The following is a 22,560-nucleotide window of genomic DNA, read 5'->3' as shown; positions in this document are numbered from 1 at the left end:
CACCGGCATGGCAAGCGGAACCGTCAAGTGGTTCAACTCGGAAAAGGGCTTCGGCTTCATCGCGCAGGACGGCGGCGGCCCGGACGTCTTCGCGCACTACTCCAACATCAACTCCACCGGCTTCCGCGAGCTCCAGGAAGGCCAGGCCGTGACGTTCGACATCACGCAGGGCCAGAAGGGCCCGCAGGCGGAGAACATCACCGCAGCCTGACCGGCTGAACAGCGACAGGCCCCGGACGACGTGTCGTCCGGGGCCTGTCGTGTGCGGGGCGTATGGCCGGTGCGGCCCGTGGGCCCGGCCGCGGGGCCGGAGGTCAGGAACGCGGCTGACGGGCCTGCTCGGCCTGCTCCGCCCTCTTCTCCTTGATACGCACCGCTTCCTTGCGCACCTCGGCCTGCGTGGCGCGCTCCTTCACCAGCCACTCGGGAAGGTCCTTCTTCAGTGTCTCGATCTGCTCCGTGGTGAGCGCCTCGGTGACTCCGCCACGGGCGAGACCCGCGATGGAGACGCCCAGCTTCGCCGCGACGACGGGCCGGGGGTGCGGGCCGGTGCGACGCAGCTCCAGCAGCCACTCGGGCGGGTCGGTCTGCAGGGCGTTCAGCTCGGTGCGCGAGACGACACCCTCCTGGAACTCGGTGGGGGTGGCCTCGAGGTACACACCCAGTTTCTTCGCCGCGGTCGCGGGCTTCATCGTCTGGGTGCTCTGGTGCGACGTCATGGTGTCAAGACTATCGAGCGTGTGAGCTACCGCCGACCACGACCGGTAATCTGAGCGAGTGACTGTCTCGGAAGAACCCCCCGCGTTCCGGCTCGCCTATGCCCCGGGGGTGACGCCCGCCAAGTGGGTGCGGATCTGGAACGAGCGGCTGCCCGAGGTCCCGCTGACGCTGGTCGCGGTGTCCGCGTCCGAGGCGCCGGACCTGCTGAGGGCGGGTGGAGCCGACGCAGGATTCGTCCGGCTGCCCATCGACCGTACGGACCTCAGCGCCATTCCGCTCTACACCGAGACGACCGTGGTCGTGATCCCGAAGGATCACCTCCTGGCGGCGGCCGACGAGGTGTCCCCGCAGGATCTGGCCGAGGACATCGTGTTCCACCCCCTCGACGACACCCTCGACTGGGAGCAGCTGCCGGGGCTGCCCGCGAACGAGCGCCCGGTCACCACCGCGGACGCGATCGAGCTGGTGGCGGCCGGGGTGGGGCTGCTCCTCGTCCCGCAGTCGCTCGCCCGCCTGCACCACCGCAAGGACCTCACCTACCGGCCGGTTCCCGGTGCGCCCGAGTCGCGCGTCGCGCTGTCGTGGCCGGAGGAGCGGACCACCGATCTGGTCGAGGAATTCATCGGGATCGTCCGCGGGCGGACCGTCAACAGCACACGGGGCCGTCCCCCGACCCCGGCGCAGCCGAAGGGCAAGCGCGCCGAGGCGCGGGGCGCGGGGCGGAAGCCGGCTGCCGGGAGCCCGCAGCGCGGTTCGGGCGGACCCAAGGGCGGCAAGCGCGGCAAGCCCGGGAAGCAGAGCAAGCCGCGCCGCCGTTCGTAGGCCCTGCCCGGCGGACAGGGCCGTCCGGCCGTGACCTCCGGCCGTGACCTCCGGCCGTGACCTCCGGCCGTGACCTCCGGCCGTGACCTCCGGTCCGGGGCATCGCCCCGTCGCGGCGGTCCGTCAGCCCGTCAGTCCCGGACCGGTGCGATCACCCTGTTCCCCTCGTGGACCGTGATCGCCTGCGCCGGACAGATGTCGGCCGCGTCCAGGACGCGTTCGTCCGGCTCGATTCCGCCGGGGTCCGTCCGCGCGTGCTCCCCGTCCACCGTGAAGACCTCGGGGGCCACTCCGGCACACATCCCCGACGCCAGACAGAGCCGCGGATCCACTCGTACCTGCCACGTCATGGCACTCACCACCTGACCGGCATGACCCGGGGGCCACGCACCAGCAACTGGGTCTTCCAGGTCACGTCCCCGGCGGCCTCCAGCCCCGGGAAGCGGGTGAGGAGCCCGCTCAGCGCCTCCTGGAGTTCCAGCCGGGCCAGCGGGGCGCCGAGGCAGTGGTGGACACCGTGGCCGAATCCCAGATGCTGATTGCCCTCGCGGGAGACATCGAGGACACCGGGGGCGGTGAACCGCAGCGCGTCGCGGTTGGCGGCGCCGATGGCGACCAGGACCGGGGAGCCCGCCCGGACCAGGGTGCCGCCGACCTCGATGTCCTCGGTGGCGTAGCGCGCCTGGCCGGCACCGCTGCCCAGCGGAACGAAGCGCAGCAGCTCCTCCACGGCGCCCGGGATCAGTTCGGGGCGGGCCCTGAGCTGTTCCATCTGGCCGGGGTGGTCCAGCAGGGTGAGGACGAAGTTGGGAATCTGCGAAGCGGTGGTCTCATGTCCGGCCACCAGGATGGCCACGCACAGATCGATCAGCTCGAGTTCGGTGAGCCGTTCGCCGTCGTCCCTGGCCTCGATGAGCGCGGTCATCAGATCGTCCTGCGGATCCTCGCGGTGCAGGCCGATCAGTTCGGCCATGTAGGAGCGCAGTTCCTCACGGCTGGCGTCGAACTCCGCGGCGGTCAGGGAGCTGGTCGACAGGGCGTTGTCGCTCCACACCCGAAAGCGCGGACGATCGGCCTCCGGAACCCCGAGCATGCGGCAGATCACCCCGACCGGCAGCGGCAGCGCGAACCGGTCCACCAGGTCGGCGGGTGGTCCGGCCGCCTCCATGCCGTCCAGGAGGCTCGCGGTCAGTTCCTTGACCTGGGGCCGTAACTTCTCGATCTGGCGGACGGTGAACGCCCTCGCCACCAGGGAACGCAGCCGGGTGTGACCGGGCGGGTCCATGCTGAGGATCCCGCTGTCCCGGCTGCCCTCGGACTGCCGGGGCTCGTCGTGCTCGATGCCCGCCGCCCGGCTGAAGCGCTGGTCGCCCAGGACCAGACGGGCGTCGGCGTAGCGGGTGACCAGCCAGGCGGGTTCGCCGAACGGCATCTGGACCCGGAGCAGTCCGGGCCGCTCGCGGACCCGCTCGTACTCCTCGGCGAGCTGGAGTCCCTCGGGGGTGTTGAAGGGATAGGCGTGGGGCTCGGCGTACGTCGTCATGCGGCCTCCCAGTTTGTAAGCAGCTGCTTACAAACGTAGGACCCGATCTCGAAGGCGGTCAACACCCCTTTACAGCCGTTACTCTGACGGGCCATTCGAAAGGATCACTCATGTCGCAAGCGCCCTCCCCGCCGGCCGGCCAGGGCCGCCGGGACGCCGCGGCCACCCGTGGGCGGCTGCTCGAAGCGGCCCGTGACCTGTTCGCCGAGCGGGGCTACGAGAGGGCGACGGTCCGCGCCATCGCCGACCGGGCGGGGGTCAACCAGGCACTGCTCTTCCGGTACTTCGGATCGAAGCAGGGGCTGCTGACCGAGGTGGTCGCCGAGGGCGGGCTGGAGGAGCTTCGCGCGACCCCGCCCGAGGAACTGTTCGAGAAGGCCCTGCGGTCCATGCTGACCCGGAGCGCCCCCGGCGCCGCCGACCGCACCCTGGAGGTCTATCTCCGGTCCATCGGGCGGGGCGACGAGGCGGCCGGGGCGCTGCGCGAGCTGGGGGAGGAGTACCAGAGCGTGCTGGCCTCGCTCTCCGGCACGGCGGACGGAGCGCTGCGCGCGGATCTGGCGATCGCCTGGCTTCTGGGCATCGGCCTGATGCGTACGGTCGCCGCGCGTGAGCCGCTGGCCGGCGCGGACCCGGACGCGGTCTGTGAACTGGTGCTCGGCGCGTTCGCCCACCTCCGCGGGGTAACCGATCAGGCCGCGAACTGACCGTTTCTGCAGGGCGCTAATAATACTAAGTAACTCACATTAGTGACACCGGGCTCTTTCTATATTCCGCCCGGGTGGTGCGTCCGGTTCAATGGTTCACGGCTCATCGATGACGCGCCCAGAGTTCTTGCCTCTTGCGGCGTGTGAGGATTGAAGCCGTCGAAAAAGGAAAAGAATGAATCAAGCTCACGGGGGGCGGCGTTCATGTGCCGCCAGGCGGGGTATTTGACCTGCACAGGCGCAGATGAATGTCCCGCCACCGCATCGCTCGGAGGTGCTGCGGATGGACGAATATGAACAGCAGGCCGATGGTGCGGCACATCCCTCGGCAAATTCCGCGGCGTGGGGAATTCTCTCCGAATTCACTTGGAGTGCTGTTCTCCGGGTGGCTGCCTATCCGTTCCTTCTGCTGGTCACCGTTCTGGTGGGAGCGTCGTCGCTGCTCCTGCACTGGGACCTCGCCCTGGTCAGCCCGCTGTTCCTGATAGGCACCCTCATCTATCTGGCGGTCCTCGAAAAGCTGATTCCGTACCAACGCGACTGGCACCCCAGTCGCGCCGAATGGCACTGGTACGGCATCTACTTCCTCCTCACCACGGTCGGCAGTGCCCTGGCGCAGCTCCTGGTGACGACGGTGGTCGGCATGGTGTCACCGGCGCGGCCGGCGCTCGGCCTGGGGGCCGAGATACCCGTGGCGCTGCTGACCGGTTCGCTGGGCAGTTACTTCATGCACCGGCTGGGGCACACCAACCCCCTGCTGTGGCGGCTGCACGGAGTGCACCACGTACCACAGAAGGTCAATGTCGCCAACAACGGCGTCAATCATGTGCTCGACATAGTCCTCGCGCAGGGAGCCGTTCAGCTCACGCTGGCACTGATCGGTTTCTCCCGCGAATCGGTGTTCGCCATGGGGCTGTTCGTGGCGGCACAGGGCTATTTCGTCCACGCCAACATCGATGTGCGTATCGGCCCCCTCAACCACATCCTGGCCAGCCCCGAGCAGCACCGTCTGCATCACAGCACCGATCTCGCCGAGGCCGGTCACTACGGTTCCGACCTGTCGTGCTGGGACCACCTGTTCGGGAGCTTCACCTGGCGGCCCGGCCGCGAACCGGCCGCTGTCGGGCTCGGCGATCCGACGTCGTTCCCCGACACCGGCGAGATTCTCGCCAGTCTTCTCCACCCCTGGCGCCGTGCGAGGAAGCCCGGGAGCAGACCCGCCTGACCGGGTCCATCGGGTCCCCCCACCGTCAACTGCACCACTGCCGCCCGGCAGTCACGACCAGAGGAGCGTGCGATCTTGGCTGACGCGATCAACGACGCTTTACGGGGCAGAGTCGCGATCATCGGCATCGGCTGCCGCATGCCCGGCGGAGCGTCGGATCACCGCGCGTTCTGGCAGAACCTGGTGGAGGGCAAGGACTGCATCTCGCCCACACCGGCCGACCGTTACGACGTCACCACACTCGCCAGCAGGCACAAGGACAAGCCCGGACGTCTGACCGGCGGCCGCGGCGGATACATCGACGGCTTCGACGAGTTCGATCCGGCCTTCTTCGGGATCAGCCCGCGCGAGGCCGACCACATGGACCCCCAGCAGCGCAAACTGCTGGAGGTGGCCTGGGAGGCACTGGAGGACGGTGGCCAGCGCCCCTCGGAGCTGGCCGGAAGCAATACGGCCGTCTTCGTCGGCGCGTTCACGCTGGACTACAAGATCCTCCAGTTCGCCGATCTGAGCTTCGAGACGCTGGCCTCGCACACCGCGACCGGCACCATGATGACGATGGTGTCGAACCGCATCTCGTACTGCTTCGACTTCCGGGGCCCCAGCCTCTCCATCGACACGGCGTGCAGCTCCTCCCTGGTGGCCGTGCACCTCGCGTGCCAGAGCCTGAACAAGGGCGAGACCGATCTGGCACTCGCCGGCGGCGCACTGCTGCACATGGCACCGCAGTACACCATCGCGGAGACGAAGGGCGGCTTCCTCTCACCGGACGGACGCTCGCGTACGTTCGACGCCTCGGCCAACGGCTATGTACGGGCCGAAGGTGTCGGCCTGGTGGCGCTCAAGCGCCTGGAGGACGCGCTGGCCGACGGGGACCCGATCCATGCCGTCATCCTCGGCAGCGGGGTCAACCAGGACGGTCACACCAACGGGATCACCGTGCCGAACGCGGAATCCCAGGTCTCCCTCATCAGGCGCGTCTGCGCCGAGGCGGGCATCACCCCGGGCGGCCTGCAGTACATGGAGGCGCACGGCACCTCCACGCCCGTGGGCGACCCCATCGAGGCCAACGCCCTGGCCCGCGCCCTGTCCATCGGACGTGCGCCGGGCGCCGCGTGCTACGTCGGCTCGGTCAAGACCAACATCGGGCACACCGAGTCGGCCGCCGGGATCGCCGGGCTGATCAAGACCGCCCTGTCCCTCGAACACCGCGTCATCCCGCCCCACATCAACCTGGAGCACATCAACCCCGCCATCGACCTGGCGGCCGCGCCGTTCGACATCCCGACCCGGCTGACCGAGTGGCCCGAGCACGAGGGCCCCGCACGCGCCGGAGTGAATTCCTTCGGCTTCGGCGGCACCAACGCCCATGTCGTGCTGGAGGAAGCCCCCGCCCGGCCCACGGCGGCCGGACCGCCGGCCCCGCCCGCGGAACGGACCTGGAGCATCCTCCCGCTGACCGCACGCCACCCGGAGGCGCTGAAGGAGATGGCCGCGGGCATCCGGCGCGAGATCGACGAGGCCGGTCCGGCCGCCGCGTTGGCCGACCTCGGCCACACGCTCGCCCACCGGCGCAGTCATCTCGACTCACGCCTGTCCCTCGTGTACTCCTCGCGCGCCTCGCTCGAAGAGGCGCTGGCCGCATGCCTCCGCGACGAGCCGCACCCCCGTGTGGTCCAGGGCCGCCGGCTGGACGCCTCGGAACGGCGCCTCGTCTGGGTCTTCACCGGCATGGGCCCGCAGTGGTGGGGGATGGGCCGCGAACTGTTCGCGAACGAACCGGTGTTCCGGGACGCCGTCACCGCCTGCGACCGGGAGATCCGCAGGATCGCCGGCTGGTCGCTCGTCGACGAGATGTCGGCCGACGAGGAACACTCGCGCATGGGGGAGACCTGGCTGGCACAGCCCGCCAACTTCGCCGTACAGGTCGGCCTGGCGGCGCTGTGGCGGGCCCACGGCGTCGTGCCCGACGCGGTGGTCGGGCACAGTACCGGCGAGATCGCCGCCTTCTACGAGGCCGGTGTCTACTCACTGGAGGACGCGGTCCGCATCGCCGTGCACCGCAGCCGGCTGCAGCACACGCTCGACGGAACCGGCACGATGCTCGCCGTGAGTCTGCCCGAGGACGAGGCGGAGCGCCGGATCCTTCCCTACGGGGACCAGGTGTCCGTCGCCGCGGTCAACAGCCCCGGCGCGGTGACCCTGGCAGGGGACGAGCCCGCCCTGACCCGGCTCGCGGACGAGCTGCGGGCCGAACAGGTCTTCACCAGGTTCCTGTCGGTGCGGGTCCCTTACCACAGCGCGGGCATGGACCTCATCAAGGACGAACTCCTGGCCTCGCTGGAGGACCTCGCGCCGCGCCCGGCTCGGGTGCCGGTGTATCTCACCGGCCGGGAAGGCCTGGCCGAGGGCCGCGAGCTGGACGCGGAGTACTGGTGGCGCAACGTCCGCGACCGGGTCCGCTTCCGTGCGGCGGTCGACCGCATCGCCGACGACGGGCACAGCCTGTTCCTGGAGATCGGCCCCCATCCCGTGCTCGCCCACGCGATCCGTGAATGCCTGGACAGCACGGGCCGGTCCGGACAGGCGGTGCCCTCGCTGCGCCGCCGGGAGGACGAGACCGAGCGCTTCGCCGCCTCACTGGCGACCCTGCACAACGTGGGCGTCTCCATCGCCTGGGACGTACTCCAGCCCACGGGTACGCCGATCTCCCTGCCCCGTTATCCGTGGAAGCGCGACCGGCACTGGACGGAACCCGGACCGGTCGCCCAGGTCCGCCTCGGTGAGGTGGACCACCCGCTCCTGGGCCGCCGCACGGACCATGCCGAACCCGCCTGGCAGGCGCGGCTGGGCACCGAGACGCTGCCCTATCTGGCCGACCACCGCATCCAGGACACCGTGGTGTTCCCGGCGGCGGGGTACGTGGAAATGGCGGCCCAGGCCGTACGGGCGCTGACCGGCGGCGCCGCCGCGGTACTGGCCGACATCGACCTCCGCAAGGCCCTCTTCCTGCCCGAGGGCGAGGACCGTACGGTGCATCTGTCGCTGTCCCTGGAGGACGCGGCGTTCACCATCGCCTCCCTGCCCGGACCCGACACGGAGCGCACCGTGCACGCGAGCGGGGTGGTCCGTGCCGGGCAGCGCCTCTCCCCCGGACCGGCGCTGGACGCCGACGCGGTCAGGGCCCGCAGCCGGCGCCGTCTCGACGGACCGGAGTGCTACGCCGCGCTGGCCGCCCTGGGCTACCACTACGGCCCCGCCTTCCAGGCCATCGACGAGGTATGGGTGGGCACCGGCGAAGTCCTCGCCCGCATCCGCCCGCCGGAGGCGATCGGTGCGGACGCGGCCCGCCACCACATGCACCCCGTCCTGCTCGACGCCTGCTTCCAGTCCCTGCTGACCCCGCAGATCCTGGACGGCGGGGGGCAGCGGCAGAGCCCCCGCATCCGGCTCCCGCTGTCCCTCGGCGAGATCAGCCTCGACGCGGTGGGCGACCAGCCGCTGTGGGCACACGGCACCGTGACCCACGACGACGGCGACGAACTGGTCGGCGACATCACGCTGTACGCGCAGGACGGCACGGCCCTCGGCCGCATCCGTGGCTTCCGGGCGGCCGACGTGGAGAAGGCCTCGACGGCCGTCGCCCTGAGCACCATCGACTCCTGGCTGGCCGAGACCGCCTGGCTCGACCGGCCGTGGGAGGCGACCGGCCCCCAGGGCGGGGGAGAGGCAGGGACGCAGGACGCCGCCGGCGACGGCCAGGACTGGCTGGTCCTCGCCGACGGCACCGGCGTCGGCGACGCGTTCGCCGCCCTGCTCCGCGCACGCGGTGAACGCTGCCGCGTCGTTCGCCCCGGAGCAACCTACGAACGGGACCGGGAGGGCGGGGAGTTCACCGTCGACCCCGGATCCGCCGCACACCTGGAACAGCTCCTCGCCGATCTCGACCAGGACGGCGAAGCCTTCCGCGGCACCGTCGTCCATCTGTGGAACCTCGGACTGCCGGGCATCGCGGAATGCGGACGCCAGGACCTGATCCGGCACAGCACCACCGGCGCCTATTCGCTCATCGCCCTCGCCCGTACCCTCCACGCCCGGGGACACGGCGGCGGACTGCACATCGTCACCCGCGGCGCGCAGCCCGTCTCACCCGGCGAAAGCGTCGAACCACTGGGAGCACCCGCCTGGGGCATCGGACGCGTCCTCCGGCACCAGGAACTGACCTCCCACCGGGGCAAACTGATCGACCTCGACCCCGCCCGGCAGGCGGACGACGAAGGGCGCCGCGCCGACGCCGCGGCCCTGCTGCGCGAAGTCCTGACCCCCGACGAGGAGGAGATCGCCCTGCGCGGCGAGCGCCGTGCCACCAGCCGCATCCTCCCCGCCGAGAGCCTGACCCGCCCGCTGCCGCTGCGGCTGCGTGCGGACGGAAGCTACCTGGTCACCGGAGCCTTCGGGGCCCTGGGCCGGCTGCTGTGCCGCACGCTCGTCAAGCGGGGCGCCCGCAGACTCATCCTGATGGGCCGCACCCAGGTCCCGCCGCGCCAGGAGTGGCCGCACACCGACCCCGCCACCGCGCAGGGCCGGGCGGTGGCCCTCCTCAAGGAACTGGAGGCGCTCGGCGCCCAGGCGGTGCTGGCACCGGTCGACATCACCGACGAGGAGGCGCTGACCGCCTGGCTCGACGAGCACCGGCGCACCGACCCGCCGCCGGTCCGGGGCGTGTTCCATCTCGCCGGACAGGTCCGCGACACCCTGATCGCCGACATGGACCGGCCGACGTTCGACGCGGTCCACGACCCCAAGGTCATCGGCTCCTACCTGCTCCACCGCCATCTGCGCGACGAACCCCTCGAACACTTCGTGCTGTTCGCCTCGATCGCCTCGCTGCTGACGACCGCCGGCCAGACCAACTACGCCGCGGGCAACGCCTTCCTGGACGCGCTCGCCCACTACCGCCGGGCGCACGGTCTCCCCGCGCTGAGCCTGGACTGGGGGCCGTGGGCCACCGGAATGATCGAGGAACTCGGCCTGGTCGACCACTACCTCCACAGCCGGGGCATGAGCTCGCTGGCACCGGACGTCGGCATGAGCGTCCTGGAACGCGTCATCGGCCAGGACCATGCCCAGCTGCTCGTCGCCACGGTCGTCGACTGGCAGACCTTCCTCTCCTGGTACGCCGCCCCGCCCCCGCTCGTCTCGGAGCTGGCGGCGGCCGCGCGTGAGCCGGCCACCGAAGGGGGTGACGGTTTCCTGGAGGCCTTCCGCGCCGCGGACGAGGCAGGGCGCCGCTCACTGGTGACCGGACGGTTCACCGCGCTGACCGCCACCGTGCTGCGCACGGCACCGGAGGAGATCGACGAGGCGACCGGACTCGGCATGCTGGGGCTCGACTCCCTGCTGGCGATGGAGCTGCGGGCCAAGGTCCACACCGAGCTGGGCATCGCCCTGCCCGTGGTCGCCCTGCTCAGCGGCACCCCCGTCGGTGAACTGTCCGGGCAGCTCTACGAGGGCCTGGTCGAGCGCGTGGCCGAGGACACCGCCGCCACCGGGACGACAGCCGTCGAGGTGTTCTCCGACGAACGGCGCTATCCCCTCACCCAGAACCAGAAGGCACTCTGGTTCCTCAAGCAGCTCAACCCCGACGGATACGCCTACAACATCGGCGGCGCGGTCGAAGTCGCCGTCGAGCTCGACCCGGAGCTGATGTTCGAGGCCGTACGCAGACTGATCGCACGGCACCCCGCGCTGCGCACCAACTTCCTGCTGGAGGAGGGACGGCCCGTGCAGCGGGTGTCCACCGACTCCGAGCCGGACCTCGCGCTGTTCGACGTCGAGGGCCAGGAATGGGAGACCATCCACCGGACGATCGTCGCCGAGTACCGCAAGCCGTACGACCTCGAACGTGACCCGCTCGTCCGCTTCCGCCTCTTCAGGCGCGAGACGGGCCGCTGGATCATCATGAAGGCCGTCCACCACATCGTCTCCGACGCCATTTCGACGTTCACGTTCATCGAGGAACTGTTCGCCGTGTACGAGGCGTTGAGGAAGAACCAGGAGCCCTCGCTGCCGCCGGTGCGGACCCGCTACCTCGACTTCCTCAACAAGCAGAACGAATTCCTGGCCGGCCGGGAGGCCGGCGGGATGCTGGAGTACTGGCGCTCCCACCTGCCCGCCGAGGTCCCGCTCCTGGACCTGCCCGTCGACAAGCCCCGCCCGGCCGTGCAGACGCACAACGGCGCCTCCGAGTTCTTCACGCTCGACGCCGGGCTGAGCGCCCGGGTCCACACGCTCGCCCGCGAGCACGGCGTGACCCCGTTCATGGTCCTGCTGGGCGCCTACTACGTCCTGCTGCACCGCTACTCCGGGCAGGACGACATCGTCGTCGGCAGCCCGGTGACCGGCCGCACCGAGCAGGACTTCGCCTCCGTGTACGGGTACTTCGTCAACCCGCTCCCGCTGCACGCGGATCTGGCCGGCGGTCCCACCGTCGCGGATCTGCTGCAACAGGTCCGTGCCACCGTGCTCAACGGGCTGGACAACCAGGAGTACCCCTTCGTCCTGCTGGTGGAGGAGCTGGGTCTCCAGCACGACCCCAGCCGCTCCGCGGTGTTCCAGGCGATGTTCATCCTGCTCAGCCACAAGGTGGCCACCGAGAAGTACGGCTACCGGCTGGAGTACATCGAACTCCCCGAGGAGGAAGGACAGTTCGACATCACCCTGTCGGCCTACGAGGACGAGGCCGAAGGACGCTTCCACTGCGTCTTCAAGTACAACACCGACCTGTTCCTGCCGCAGACCATGCGGCGGATGGCCTCGCACTACGTGAACCTGCTCGACAGCATGACCCGGTCACCGTCCGCACTGCCGACACCCCGGCTGGAGATGCTCGGCGCCCGGGAGCGGGAACAGCTGGTCGGCGAATGGAGCGGAGCCACCCCTACCGGTACGGCCCCCGGCGGTCCGCGCACGGACCGCGGGATCATCCGGCCCGTCCACATGATGATCGGCGATGTCGCCGCCGCGCACCCCGGGGCCACCGCGGTCTCGGCCCCCTCCCCGGGAGGCGGTGCGATCCGGCTGACCTACGCGGAACTCGACCACCGCGCCAAGGTCAGGGCCCGCCGGCTCCGGGAGCTGGGAGTCACGGCAGGATCCGTGGTCGCCCTGTGCCTGGACAAGTCGCCGGAACTGATCGTCACCCTGCTCGCCGTCCTCAAGGCCGACGGCGCCTATCTGCCCATCCAGCCCGACCAGCCGGCCGAACGCGTCGCCCATGTCGTCCGTGCCGCCGGCGCCTCTCTCGTGGTCGTCGCCGACGAAGCCCGCCGGGAGTGGGCGGCAGACCTGCCGGCCTCGACGGTAACCCTGGAGGAGCTGTCCACGACGGAGACGGACGGCCCCGCACTGCCGGAGAGCGCCGACCCGGACGCCACCGCCTACGTGATCAACACCTCGGGCTCCACCGGCCGGCCCAAGGCCGTGCAGGTCAGCCATCGCAACCTCGCCTCGGCCTACGAGGCATGGCGTGCGGAGTACCACCTGGAACAGGACGTACGGGTCCACCTCCAGATGGCCGGACCGTCGTTCGACGTCTTCACCGGCGACCTCGTGCGCGCCCTGTGCTCCGGCGGCAGCCTGGTGCTCGCCGACCGCGACCTCATCCTCGACACACCGAGGCTGTACCGCACCATGCGGTCGGAGCGCGTCGACTGCGCCGAGTTCGTACCCGCCATCGTGCGGAGCCTGATGGACCACTGCGCCCGCGAAGGACAGCGGCTCGACTTCATGCGGCTCCTGGTGGTCGGTTCGGACGCCTGGAAGGTCGCGGAGTACCAGCGGCTGCGTGACCTCTGCGGGCCCGGGACCCGTGTGATCAACTCCTACGGCCTCACCGAGGCGACGATCGACAGCGCCTGCTTCGAAGGGCCCGTCGACGACCTGGAACCGAGCCTGATGGTCCCGATCGGCAGGCCCCTGGCCAACAGCACGCTCCATGTCCTGGACGAGCACGGCGAACCGGTCCCGCCCGGCGTACCGGGCGAACTGTGGATCGGCGGCGACGGCGTCGCCATCGGATACGCCGGTGACCCGGAGCAGACCGCGCGCCGCTTCGTGACCCGTACCCTCAGCCGTGAGCCGGGCGCCGCCCCCGTACGCCTCTACCGGACCGGTGACACCGCGCGCTGGGACACCCAGGGCCGGGTGCATCTGCTCGGCAGGGTGGACAACCAGGTCAAACTGCGGGGCCACCGGATCGAGATCGGCGAGATCGAAGCGCACCTGGCGGGCGTGCCCGGCCTCGCCCGTGCCGTGGTCACCGTCCGCCCCGACAGCCATGGGGACGACACGCTGTGCGCCTACTGCGTCGTCACGCCCGGCGCGGTTCTGGACCGCCGTGCCCTGCGCCGCCATCTCTCGACGGTGCTGCCGACGTACATGATCCCGTCCCGCTTCACCGAACTGCCCGAACTGCCGCTCACCCCGCACGGCAAGGTCGACACCGCCGCGCTGCCGGTGCCGCCGGCCGCCGAGCGGGACGAGGCCCACGAAGCGCCGGTCACCCTCTACGAACGGAGCATGGCCCGGCAGTGGGAGTCACTGCTCGGCCTCCGGCAGGCCGGGCTGGAGGACGACTTCTTCGAGTCGGGCGGCAGCTCGATCAAGCTCATCGAACTGCTCCACCACCTCCGGACGGAGTTCGGCGTGAGCATTCCCGTGAGCCGGCTGTACCAGGCCACGACGCTGCACGGGATGGCCGCCACCGTCGAGGACCTCGTCCACAGCACGACGGCCGAGGAACTCCCGTATCTGACCTTCAGCGCCGAGGACGGACCGGCCCTCTTCTGCTTCCCCCCGGCCGGCGGCCACGGACTCGTCTACCGGGGACTCTCGGCGGAGCTGCACCAGTACCGGATCGTCGCGTTCAACTACCTACCGGGTGACGACAAGGTGGCCCGTTACGCGGAACTCGTCGAGTCCGCCCAGCCGGCCGGCCCCTGCCTGCTGCTCGGCTACTCCCTCGGCGGCAACCTCGCCTTCGAGGTGGCCAAGGAACTCGAACGCCGCGGACGCCGGGTGGACCATGTCGTGGTGCTGGACTCGCGCCGCATCCTGGAGAGCTACGCGCCGGGCGACGAGGGCATCAAGGCCTTCGAGGCCGAGCTGGGCAGGCATCTGCACAAGCACACCGGATCGGAGATCGTCACCCGCGCCACACTCGAACACGCCGCCGAGTACCTCACCTTCTGCGGCCGCAGTCCCAACACCGGCACCGTGCGGGCATCGGTCAGCGTCGTGACGGACGAGGACAAGACGGAGCTCTACGCGGTCGGCGAGCGGGGCACCTGGCACGGCAGCTCCACCACCGGGACGACCGTGCTGCGCGGCTCCGGAACGCACGCCGACATGCTCGACTCCAAACACCTCGCCCGCAACGCCGGCCTGGTCCGCGCCATCCTGACGGGAGACGCCGACCATGCCGGCTGACGACGAGTCCGACTGGAGCAGCCCACTGCGGGATGCCGGCGGCAAGCCCCGCGTCATCGTGATCGGCGCGGGCGTGGCCGGACTGTCCACGGGCTGCTACGCCCAGATGAGCGGCCTGCGGACCCGCATCTTCGAGAAACACGTGCTGCCCGGAGGCTGCTGCACGGCCTGGGCCCGCGACGGCTACATCTTCGACTACTGCATCGAATGGCTGATCGGCACCGCCGACGGCAACGACGCGAATCAGGTGTGGCGTGAGCTGGGCGCGCTCGACGGCAAGACGATCACGAACTTCGAGCTGTTCAACCGCGTCGTCGACGAGGACGGCCGCTCGGTCACCTTCTACAACGACCCGGCCCGGCTGGAGCGCCATCTGCTCGGGGTCTCGCCCGCCGACGCACGGCTGATCCGCTCCTTCTGCCGTGATCTGCGGCGGTTCACCGAGATCGAGCTGTACCCCTTCCTGACCGCCCCGGCCCTGCGGACCGTACGGGAGAGGGCCGCCCTGCTGCGCACCGTGCTGCCGGCGTTCCGGCTCTTCTGGCGCAGCGCCGCGACCCCGATGCACCGCTTCGCCGACCGCTTCGAGGACCCGCTGCTGCGCCGGGCGTTCCGGAACATCTTCTTCCAGGACCCGGAGGATTTCCCGCTCCTGCCGTACCTGTTCAACATGGCCAGCGCCCACCACCACAACGCGGGCTTCCCCCAGGGCGGTTCACTGGGACTCGCCCGGTCGATCGAGGAGCGGTACACCGGGCTCGGCGGCACCATCACCTACCGCGCCCGGACCGAGAAGGTCCTGGTCGAGAACGGCCGCGCCATCGGCGTCGAACTCCGCAACGGCAGAAGGTATTACGCCGACCATGTCGTGTCGGCCTGCGACGGCCACACCACGATCTACGGCCTGCTGGGCGGACGGTACACCGGCCCGCGGATCGACAGGCTCTACGAGGACCTGCTGAAGCGCCCCGGGGCGCTGTTCCCCGCGGTGGTCTCCGCCTTCGTCGGCATCCGGGGCGACTACGCCCCCGACGACGACGCGCACAGCACCACCTATCTCCTCTCCGACGAGGACGCCGCCGAACTGCCCGGCGCCCTGCAGAACAGCCTGGTGGTGCAGTTGCGCTCGCGCTACTCGGACGGCTTCGCACCCCCGGGGAAGTCGGTGGTCCACTGCACCTACTTCAGCGATTTCGCCTACTGGAAGGAACTGCGCACCACCGACCGCAAGGCGTACTGGGCGCAGAAGCGCAAGGTGGCCGACTTCGTACGGCGCTTCCTGGAGCGCCTGCGGCCGGGCACCGGAAGGCTCATCGAGCTGGTCGACGTGGCCTCGCCGGCGACGACCAAGCGCTACACGGGCAACCACAACGGCTCCATCCTGGCCTGGAAGGCCTTCTCCGACGCCGACGACGTGGCCGCCGACCTCGTCGGCAAGGACCGGATGCGGCTTCCCGGACTGAGCGGTTTCTCCATGGCCGGGCAGTGGGTCGGCATGGGCGGTCTGATCCGTGCCGCGTCCACCGGCCGCTTCGCCACCCAGTACCTGTGCGAGGAGCTGGGCGTCGAGTTCACGGCGTGGGAGAGCAAGGGCACCGAGCCCTGGCACAGCGGCAAATTCGGGCAACTGCCCCAGCTCGACCGGCGGTCCCCCCAGGAGGACACCGGCTCGTGAGGACTGAGGAGAGCGAGTTCATGGCGGGTTCGCCGCGCGGCAGAGAGACGATGATCATCATCGGGGCGGGGCTCGGTGGTCTCTCCACCGGCTGCTACGCCCAGCTCAACGGCTACCGGACGCAGATCCTGGAGATGCACGAGATCCCCGGAGGGTGCTGTACCGCCTGGGAGAGGGGGGACTTCACCCTGGACGCCTGCGTCAGCTGGCTGCTCGGCAGCGGCCCCGGCAACGAGATGCACCAGATCTGGCTGGAGCTCGGCGCGTTGCAGGGCAAGGAGGTACGCCACTTCGACGTGTTCAACATCGTGCGCGCGCAGGACGGCCGGGCGGTCTACTTCTACTCCGACCCGGACCGGCTGGAGGCCCATCTGACCGAACTCTCACCCGCCGACGCGAAGCAGATCAGACAGTTCTGCGGCCAGCTGCGCGCCTTCCGCAAATGTCTGGCCGTCTACCCCTTCCTCAAGCCGGTCGGGCTGATGGGGCGCGTCGAACGCTGGCGCATGCTGGCCTCGTTCATCCCGTACTTCAACGCCGTCCGCAAGTCCATCGGCGTGCTGATGTCCGACTACTCCGCGAGGTTCAAGGACCCGCTGCTGCGCCAGGCCTTCAACTTCGTCCTGTACGAGAAGCACCCGGCGTTCCCCGTTCTGCCGACCCACTTCCAGCTCGCCTCGCACGCCAATCTCTCCGCCGGCGTCCCCGAGGGCGGATCGCTCGGCCTGTCGGAGTCGATCGAGCGGCGCTACCGGCGGCTCGGCGGTGAGGTGACGTACAACACCAAGGTCGAGGAGGTGCTCGTCGAGGGGGACCGGGCGGTCGGGGTCCGCCTCACCGACGGGCGCGAGCTGCGTGCCGACATCATCGTGTCGGCCTGCGACGGATACACCACCATGATGAAGCTGCTGGGCGGCCGCTTTCTCAACGACGCCTACCGCCGGCTCTACACCAAGACCATTCATGAACCCGGCATGGTCTTCCCCGGCTACTTCACCCTGTTCCTCGGGCTCAAGCGGGCCTTCCCGGAGGGGGACCCGTGCACGACGTACCTGCTGGACGACGCCCAGGCGGCCGAGCTGACCGGCATCCGCCATCCCAGCATCAACGTCCAGTTCCGCAGCAGCCATTACCCGGAGCTCTCCCCCGAGAAGACGACCGTCATCTACGCCACCTACTTCTGCGACATCGCTCCCTGGCGGGCGCTGGACGAAGGGCCGGAGCAGATCACCCGTGCCCGCGGCGGCCAGGAGCTCCACACGCTGCCCGTGCGCCACGGACGCGGCTACTACGCGGCCAAACGCCGGGCACGCGTCGCGCTCGTGAAGTTCCTGGAGGAGCGCTACCCCGGCATCGAGGAGTCGATCGCCGTACGCGATGTGTCGAGCCCGCTCACCCAGGTCCGCTACACGGGCAACCACGACGGGACGGTCCTCGGCTGGCAGCCGTTCGTGGAGAGCGGGGAGACGCTGGAGGAACTCGTCAAGAAACACGGCCCCGGACTGCCCGGCCTGAAGAACTTCTACCAGTCCGGTGTCTGGGCGACGACGGGCGGGCTGATCCGGGCCGCGGCGGCCGGCCGGCACGTCGTGCAGTTCATCTGCCGTGACGACGACAGGACATTCACCGCCTCCATCGACGAGACCGGGCCACTGCCGACCCATCTCGTCATTCCGGTCGGGAGGACCGCCGGCGTGGAAAGGGGAACGAAATGAAGATCAAGAAGTGGGTCGTCCGTGAGCACATCGAGGGTGTGCCCGACGTCAACCGGGTCTACGAGAAGGTCGTCGAGGACATCGACGTGGACCTCGCACCCGACGAGATGCTGCTGCGGACGCTGTACGTCTCGGTGGACCCCTATCTCCAGGGCATCGCCCTGGACACACCCCTGGGCGAACTCATGGGAGCCGACTCGATCATGGAGGTGCTGGACGCCGGGCCGCGGGCCGCCCACCGGCCCGGCGACCTGGTGCAGGGCTTCGGGGGCTGGCGCACACATCTGGTCAGCACGGGTGTCCCGGAGCTCTGGCAGACCGGTACGTTCCCGATGGTCTTCCCCGCCTACCGCCGCCTCGACCGCGCCTGGTACGACGACTCCCTGCCGCTGCTGACGGCGCTGAGCGCGATGGGCGGCCCCGGCATGACGGCCTGGGGCACGCTGAACAAATTCATGACGGTCCGCCCCGGTGACACCGTGGTGATCAGCGGCGCGTCCGGGTCCGTGGGCACGATCGCGGGCCAGCTCGCCGCGCTCGCCGGAGCGCGCGTGATCGGTACGACATCGAGCCCGCGGAAGGCCGACCGGCTGACCGGGCTGGGCTTCGACACGGTCATCGGATACCGGCACGGAGACAGCGCCGACAGTGTGCGCGAGGCGCTCCTGAGGGCGGCGCCGGACGGTGTCGACCGCTACCTCGACCATCTGGGCGGCGCCGTCACCGACGCCGTGTTCTCCCTGCTGAACGTCGACAGCCAGGTGGCGGTCTGCTGGCAGTGGACGACGCAGGTGGGCCGGGACGCGGTGGGACCCCGTCTGCTGCCGTACATCATGTTCCCGCGCACGACGATCCGCGGCATCTTCTCCCTGGAGTGGTTCACCGACGAGAACTGGCAGGCGCTCCACACCGAGCTGGGCGGCAGCATCCGCCGGGGCGAGGTCGTCTGCGACCACACAGTCCACCAGGGCTTCGACAACATCCCGGCCGCCTACGGGAGCCTCTACCACAACCGGTCCGCGAACCAGGGCAAGGTGCTGGTCGAGCTGTGAGCCGCAGCGAAACGGACGACGACTCCCGGAGGTACCGTGCCCGCCTCGGACAGCACCACCCACGCCGGCTCCGATGAGCCGCTGCTCCCGCTCCACCGACTGCACTTCGACGAACCCGGGGCACCCCGGACCATCACGCTCTCCGACGGGTCCCCGGCCTGGCTGGTGAGCCGGTACACCGATGTGCGGCACGTTCTCGGCGACTCCGGGTTCGGCCGTGCGGAGCTGTACGCGCCGGACGGCCCGGCCCTGGCGGACGGGCCCGGCCTGGTGAACAGCCCGGACCTGATGTTCAACCAGGACGGCCCGGAGCACCTGCGGCTGCGGCGCACCCTGCGCCGTGCGTTCACCCCGCGGGCCGTCGCCCGCTGGCGCCCCTGGATCGCGTCGATCGTGGACCAGCTCCTGGACGAACTGGAGGGCGGGCAGCCCCCGGTGGACATCGTCGCCGAGTTCACCCTTCCGCTGCCGGTCGCGGTGATCAGCCGGCTCATGGGGCTCGACGACTCCGTCCGGAGCCGGCTGCGGCACTGGAGCGAGCACGCCTTCACGGACGGCTCCCACTCCGGCGCCGAAGTGGACACGGCACTGGCCGAGTTCGCCGCCTTCGGCGCGGAACTGCTCGCCGAGCGGCGGCACAGACCCGGGGACGACCTGGTCAGCAGCGTGGTCGTGGCCGCCGCGGAAGAGGGCGGAATCCCCGAGTCACAACTGGTCAGCCTGGTCTGCGGACTCGTGGTGGGAGGCCACGACAGCACGATGACGATGCTCGGCAACTCCCTGCTCTACCTGCTCGGTGAGCGGCCGGAGTCCTGGCCCAGCCTCGGAGCCGACGAGGAGACCGCGGGTGCGGCGGCCGACCGGCTGCTCCACCTGATTCCGCTGGGCGACGACCGGGGGAGCGTACGCCGTGCGTCCGTCGCGGTCGATGTGGGCGGGGTGACCATTCCGGCCGGTGCGGTGGTCGTCGCGGACTGCGGTATGGCCAACCGGGATCCCGAGGTCTTTCGGCGACGGCCGGACGACGACCTGTTCGCGCCCCTGGAAGCCCCGAGTCTGTCGTTCGGAGCCGGACCCCACTACTGCCTGGGTGCCTGGCTGGCCCGTCTGGAGCTGCAACTGGCCCTCCACCGGCTGGCCGCCAGATTCCCCCGCCTGCGTCCGGCGGAGCCGGTGGCCGATGTCAGCTGGCGCCTGGGCACCACCTCGCGCAGTCCGCTGCGGCTTCCGGTGACCTGGTAGGGCCCCGCCGGCCCGGCCGGGCCCGGGGTGGCGGCGCCACTCCGACCGGGCACCACGGCTGTCCGCGTTCTCCCGGGCCCGCACGAGGGCCCGGGAGAACGGCGCGTCCCCTGCGCTGCACGGCCTTCGGCCGGAGCGCACCGGGAACCCGCCCGGCTCACGAGGAATCCGGTCCCGGTGAAGCGGCCGGGAAGCTCTCGCGGCGTGCCGGCCCCGTCGATCCGTTCGCCGAAGCCTGTCCGGGCACACCCTCCGCCTCCGCCACCGGCGGGTAGAACCGCCGGGCCCAGCGCCGGAACGGACCGATCGGCCCGTCACCGGGAGCCAGGCGGGGCGGCTGCTGATACTGCTTGTGATTCCAGATCGGGAAATCGGCCGCGGTGAACTCGCAGCTCGACCGGAAGACGGCCCGGTCCAGCAGCCGGGCGGCGGTGCGGCTCACCACCCGGGCGAGCGGGGCCGGCAGCGCGGCCGGTTCGCTGAAGGAAATGCGATTCCGCTGACGGAACTGCATCCGGTTGGGGGAGATCGCCGTCGGCATGACCATGGTGCACATCCGCAGCCCGATCCGGGGCGTGTACACATCGGCGTGCAGACAGCCGAGCCCGTATCCGTCCACCTCCACCCCGACGACGAAGTCCCCCAGAAGGGGCGCCGACTCATGGGCCCGCATGGATACGTGGAAGGTGGCGTCGTCATAGGTGACCGGGCCGCCGATCTCGGCCCTGGCCCAGCCGTGCAGGGTGGCGAAATGCCCGAGGTCCACCGAGTTCTCGATGACCTCCTGGACATTGCCGGCCAGCTCCCAGGCGGCGTAGCGGGCGGGCCGGGTCCCGACCTCGTGCCAGGACGGGACGAACCAGTCCGGCTTCCGGCCGTCGTGATGGCGCCAGACGAAGACGGCCCCGTTGACCTCGTGCACCGGCAGGTGCTCCAGCGCAGACCTCGGCGGCGCCGTGTCGTATCCCGTCCGGACACATGTGCCGTCGGGGCCGAACGCGAAGAAGTGGAACGGACAGACAAGATCGTCACCGTCGACCTTCGCCAGACCGAGATGCGCGCCGAGGTGCGGGCAGTAGGGACGGACGGCCCGCACCGCGCCGGTGCCGAGCCGGTAGAGCACCACGTCCTGTCCCGCCAGCGGCCGGGTGAGCACGACGCCCGGCCGCAGCTCCTCGGAGAAGGCCAGGGCGGACCAGCCGCTCGGATAGGGCAGGGCGAGCGCCCCCGCAGTGTCGGCCGGTGTCGGCCCCTCGCTGATGGCACGCCCGTAGTCGCGTGACAGTCCCACGAATTCCCCTCCCTGGTAGGTCGCCTGGAGCCTGCCCACACCGTGCCGAGACTCTCGTGACTCGCCCTACACCACCCGATCGGGCAGGCACGCGACAGGCGTTGACGGTGCGCGCCGGTGCACCCTCCCTCACGAGGGCGTACGGCCGGGGCCGGAGAGCCGCACCGGCGGCACTCCCCGCTGTGGGATGCTGGGCGTGTGACGCTGGAGGACCTCGTCCGGCTGCGCCGGGCCCGCGACCGGATGGACCGCGAATACGCGGAGCCGCTCGACGTACCGGCGCTGGCGCGCACCGCTCTCATGTCCCCGGGGCACTTCTCCCGCAGTTTCCGCGCGGCCTTCGGGGAGACTCCGTACAGCTACCTGATGACGCGCAGGATCGAGCGTGCCAAGGCGCTGCTGCGGCGGGGCGACCTTTCGGTGACGGAGGTCTGTTTCGCGGTCGGCTGTACCTCACTGGGGTCCTTCAGCTCGCGGTTCGCCGAGCTGGTCGGGGAGAGCCCGAGCGCCTACCGCGCCCGCCGGCACGACGAGGGCGCCGCCGTCCCGGCCTGCATCGCCAGGATCCACACGCGACCGGTCAGGAATGGAGAAGCGAAACCCGACCCCCGCCCGTAGCGTGAAACGCATGGACATCACACTCTCACAGTGCTTCATCGCCGTCGACGACCACGACAAGGCGCTCGCCTTCTACCGGGACGCTCTCGGCCTGGAAGTGCGCAACGACGTCGGATTCGAGGGGATGCGCTGGGTGACCCTCGGTGCGCCGTCGCAGCCCGACGTGGACATCGTCCTCGAACCGCCGCTCGCGAACCCGGACGCCTCGCCCGCCGACAAGGCGGTCATGGCGGAACTGCTGGCGAAGGGCCTGCTGCGCGGCGTCATCTTCAGCACCGAGGACTGCGACGCCACCTTCGAGCGCATCCGCGCCGCGGGCGGCGACGTGCTCCAGGAGCCGATCGACCAGCCGTACGGGGTCCGGGACTGCGCATTCCGTGATCCCTCCGGCAACATGCTGCGCTTCAGCCAGCCTCGTAAGCACTGAGGTCCGGCAGCACCGGGTCCGGCAGCACGGAGGT

At 70.3% G+C, this 22,560-nt stretch carries 15 protein-coding genes; 11 read left to right on the top strand and 4 right to left on the bottom strand.

The features are described from left to right. The first annotated feature begins 7 nt into the window (after positions 1–7). The gene (locus tag ACIGJO_RS20465) at positions 8–211 is read left to right on the top strand and encodes a cold-shock protein (RefSeq protein ID WP_015613078.1); all 204 of its coding nucleotides are present in this window, start codon (positions 8–10) and stop codon (positions 209–211) included. A gap of 103 nt (positions 212–314) precedes the next feature. On the opposite strand, the gene ACIGJO_RS20460 is transcribed toward ACIGJO_RS20465, so the two are convergent. Continuing rightward, the gene (locus ACIGJO_RS20460; protein ID WP_399959935.1) at positions 315–719 is read right to left on the bottom strand and encodes a DUF5997 family protein; all 405 of its coding nucleotides are present in this window, start codon (positions 717–719) and stop codon (positions 315–317) included. A 58-nt stretch (positions 720–777) separates the two neighbouring features. Between ACIGJO_RS20460 and ACIGJO_RS20455 the strand changes: the two genes are divergently transcribed. Next, entirely contained in the window at positions 778–1,542 is a 765-nt protein-coding gene (locus ACIGJO_RS20455; RefSeq protein WP_399959933.1) for a LysR family substrate-binding domain-containing protein, read from the top strand. A 131-nt stretch (positions 1,543–1,673) separates the two neighbouring features. Here ACIGJO_RS20455 and ACIGJO_RS20450 read toward each other — a convergent pair whose 3' ends face one another. Continuing rightward, positions 1,674–1,892, bottom strand: coding sequence for a ferredoxin (locus tag ACIGJO_RS20450; protein WP_399959931.1), 219 nt, complete (start codon positions 1,890–1,892; stop codon positions 1,674–1,676). 5 nt (positions 1,893–1,897) lie between these two features. After that, positions 1,898–3,085 (bottom strand): cytochrome P450, encoded by a 1,188-nt coding sequence (locus ACIGJO_RS20445; RefSeq protein WP_399959929.1) that lies wholly within the window; start codon positions 3,083–3,085, stop codon positions 1,898–1,900. A gap of 110 nt (positions 3,086–3,195) precedes the next feature. Between ACIGJO_RS20445 and ACIGJO_RS20440 the strand changes: the two genes are divergently transcribed. The 7 genes from ACIGJO_RS20440 to ACIGJO_RS20410 all read left to right on the top strand — a co-directional run bounded on the left by ACIGJO_RS20440 (position 3,196) and on the right by ACIGJO_RS20410 (position 20,190). After that, on the top strand, positions 3,196–3,792 hold the full coding sequence (locus ACIGJO_RS20440) for a TetR/AcrR family transcriptional regulator (protein ID WP_399959927.1): 597 nt from the start codon (positions 3,196–3,198) through the stop codon (positions 3,790–3,792). A gap of 283 nt (positions 3,793–4,075) precedes the next feature. Beyond that, positions 4,076–5,017: a sterol desaturase family protein gene (locus ACIGJO_RS20435; protein ID WP_399959925.1), complete on the top strand. Its 942-nt coding sequence runs from the start codon at positions 4,076–4,078 to the stop codon at positions 5,015–5,017. 75 nt (positions 5,018–5,092) lie between these two features. Then, complete coding sequence (locus ACIGJO_RS20430) at positions 5,093–14,506, top strand: amino acid adenylation domain-containing protein (protein WP_399959923.1); 9,414 nt, start codon at positions 5,093–5,095, stop codon at positions 14,504–14,506. Then, on the top strand, positions 14,496–16,181 hold the full coding sequence (locus tag ACIGJO_RS20425) for a phytoene desaturase family protein (protein ID WP_399959921.1): 1,686 nt from the start codon (positions 14,496–14,498) through the stop codon (positions 16,179–16,181). The genes ACIGJO_RS20430 and ACIGJO_RS20425 overlap by 11 nt, the downstream gene beginning before the upstream one ends. Before the next feature lie 50 nt (positions 16,182–16,231). Beyond that, positions 16,232–17,896 carry a phytoene desaturase family protein gene (locus ACIGJO_RS20420; protein ID WP_399960259.1) on the top strand — a complete coding sequence of 555 codons (1,665 nt, stop codon included), beginning with the start codon at positions 16,232–16,234 and terminating at the stop codon, positions 17,894–17,896. Next, a complete protein-coding gene (locus tag ACIGJO_RS20415) occupies positions 17,893–18,948 on the top strand; it encodes an MDR family NADP-dependent oxidoreductase (protein WP_399959919.1) in 1,056 nt (351 codons plus the stop codon). Before ACIGJO_RS20420 ends, ACIGJO_RS20415 begins: the two co-directional genes overlap by 4 nt. 36 nt (positions 18,949–18,984) lie before the next feature. Then, a complete protein-coding gene (locus ACIGJO_RS20410) occupies positions 18,985–20,190 on the top strand; it encodes a cytochrome P450 (RefSeq protein WP_399959917.1) in 1,206 nt (401 codons plus the stop codon). A gap of 157 nt (positions 20,191–20,347) precedes the next feature. On the opposite strand, the gene ACIGJO_RS20405 is transcribed toward ACIGJO_RS20410, so the two are convergent. Further along, positions 20,348–21,481 carry a Rieske 2Fe-2S domain-containing protein gene (locus ACIGJO_RS20405; protein WP_399959914.1) on the bottom strand — a complete coding sequence of 378 codons (1,134 nt, stop codon included), beginning with the start codon at positions 21,479–21,481 and terminating at the stop codon, positions 20,348–20,350. A 198-nt stretch (positions 21,482–21,679) separates the two neighbouring features. On the opposite strand from ACIGJO_RS20405, the gene ACIGJO_RS20400 reads away from it, so the two are divergent. Continuing rightward, positions 21,680–22,099 (top strand): helix-turn-helix domain-containing protein, encoded by a 420-nt coding sequence (locus tag ACIGJO_RS20400; RefSeq protein WP_399959912.1) that lies wholly within the window; start codon positions 21,680–21,682, stop codon positions 22,097–22,099. A gap of 10 nt (positions 22,100–22,109) precedes the next feature. Further along, on the top strand, positions 22,110–22,526 hold the full coding sequence (locus tag ACIGJO_RS20395; protein WP_399959910.1) for a VOC family protein: 417 nt from the start codon (positions 22,110–22,112) through the stop codon (positions 22,524–22,526). Positions 22,527–22,560: the final 34 nt, after the last annotated feature.

The sequence above is a fragment of the Streptomyces sp. NPDC079020 genome, assembly GCF_044542225.1.
Taxonomy (GTDB): domain Bacteria; phylum Actinomycetota; class Actinomycetes; order Streptomycetales; family Streptomycetaceae; genus Streptomyces.
Note: the sequence above shows the minus strand (reverse complement) of the source record. Positions and strands in the feature narration are given on the sequence as shown.

Excerpts from the sequence above, each read along its gene's own strand:
- ACIGJO_RS20425 (WP_399959921.1), top strand. The coding sequence starts at position 14,496 with ATGCCGGCTGACGACGAGTCCGACTGGAGCAGCCCACTGCGGGATGCC.
- ACIGJO_RS20460 (WP_399959935.1), bottom strand. The coding sequence starts at position 719 with ATGACGTCGCACCAGAGCACCCAGACGATGAAGCCCGCGACCGCGGCG.
- ACIGJO_RS20445 (WP_399959929.1), bottom strand. The coding sequence starts at position 3,085 with ATGACGACGTACGCCGAGCCCCACGCCTATCCCTTCAACACCCCCGAG.
- ACIGJO_RS20465 (WP_015613078.1), top strand. The coding sequence starts at position 8 with ATGGCAAGCGGAACCGTCAAGTGGTTCAACTCGGAAAAGGGCTTCGGC.
- ACIGJO_RS20415 (WP_399959919.1), top strand. The coding sequence starts at position 17,893 with ATGAAGATCAAGAAGTGGGTCGTCCGTGAGCACATCGAGGGTGTGCCC.
- ACIGJO_RS20395 (WP_399959910.1), top strand. The coding sequence starts at position 22,110 with ATGGACATCACACTCTCACAGTGCTTCATCGCCGTCGACGACCACGAC.
- ACIGJO_RS20450 (WP_399959931.1), bottom strand. The coding sequence starts at position 1,892 with ATGACGTGGCAGGTACGAGTGGATCCGCGGCTCTGTCTGGCGTCGGGG.
- ACIGJO_RS20440 (WP_399959927.1), top strand. The coding sequence starts at position 3,196 with ATGTCGCAAGCGCCCTCCCCGCCGGCCGGCCAGGGCCGCCGGGACGCC.
- ACIGJO_RS20435 (WP_399959925.1), top strand. The coding sequence starts at position 4,076 with ATGGACGAATATGAACAGCAGGCCGATGGTGCGGCACATCCCTCGGCA.
- ACIGJO_RS20420 (WP_399960259.1), top strand. The coding sequence starts at position 16,232 with ATGATCATCATCGGGGCGGGGCTCGGTGGTCTCTCCACCGGCTGCTAC.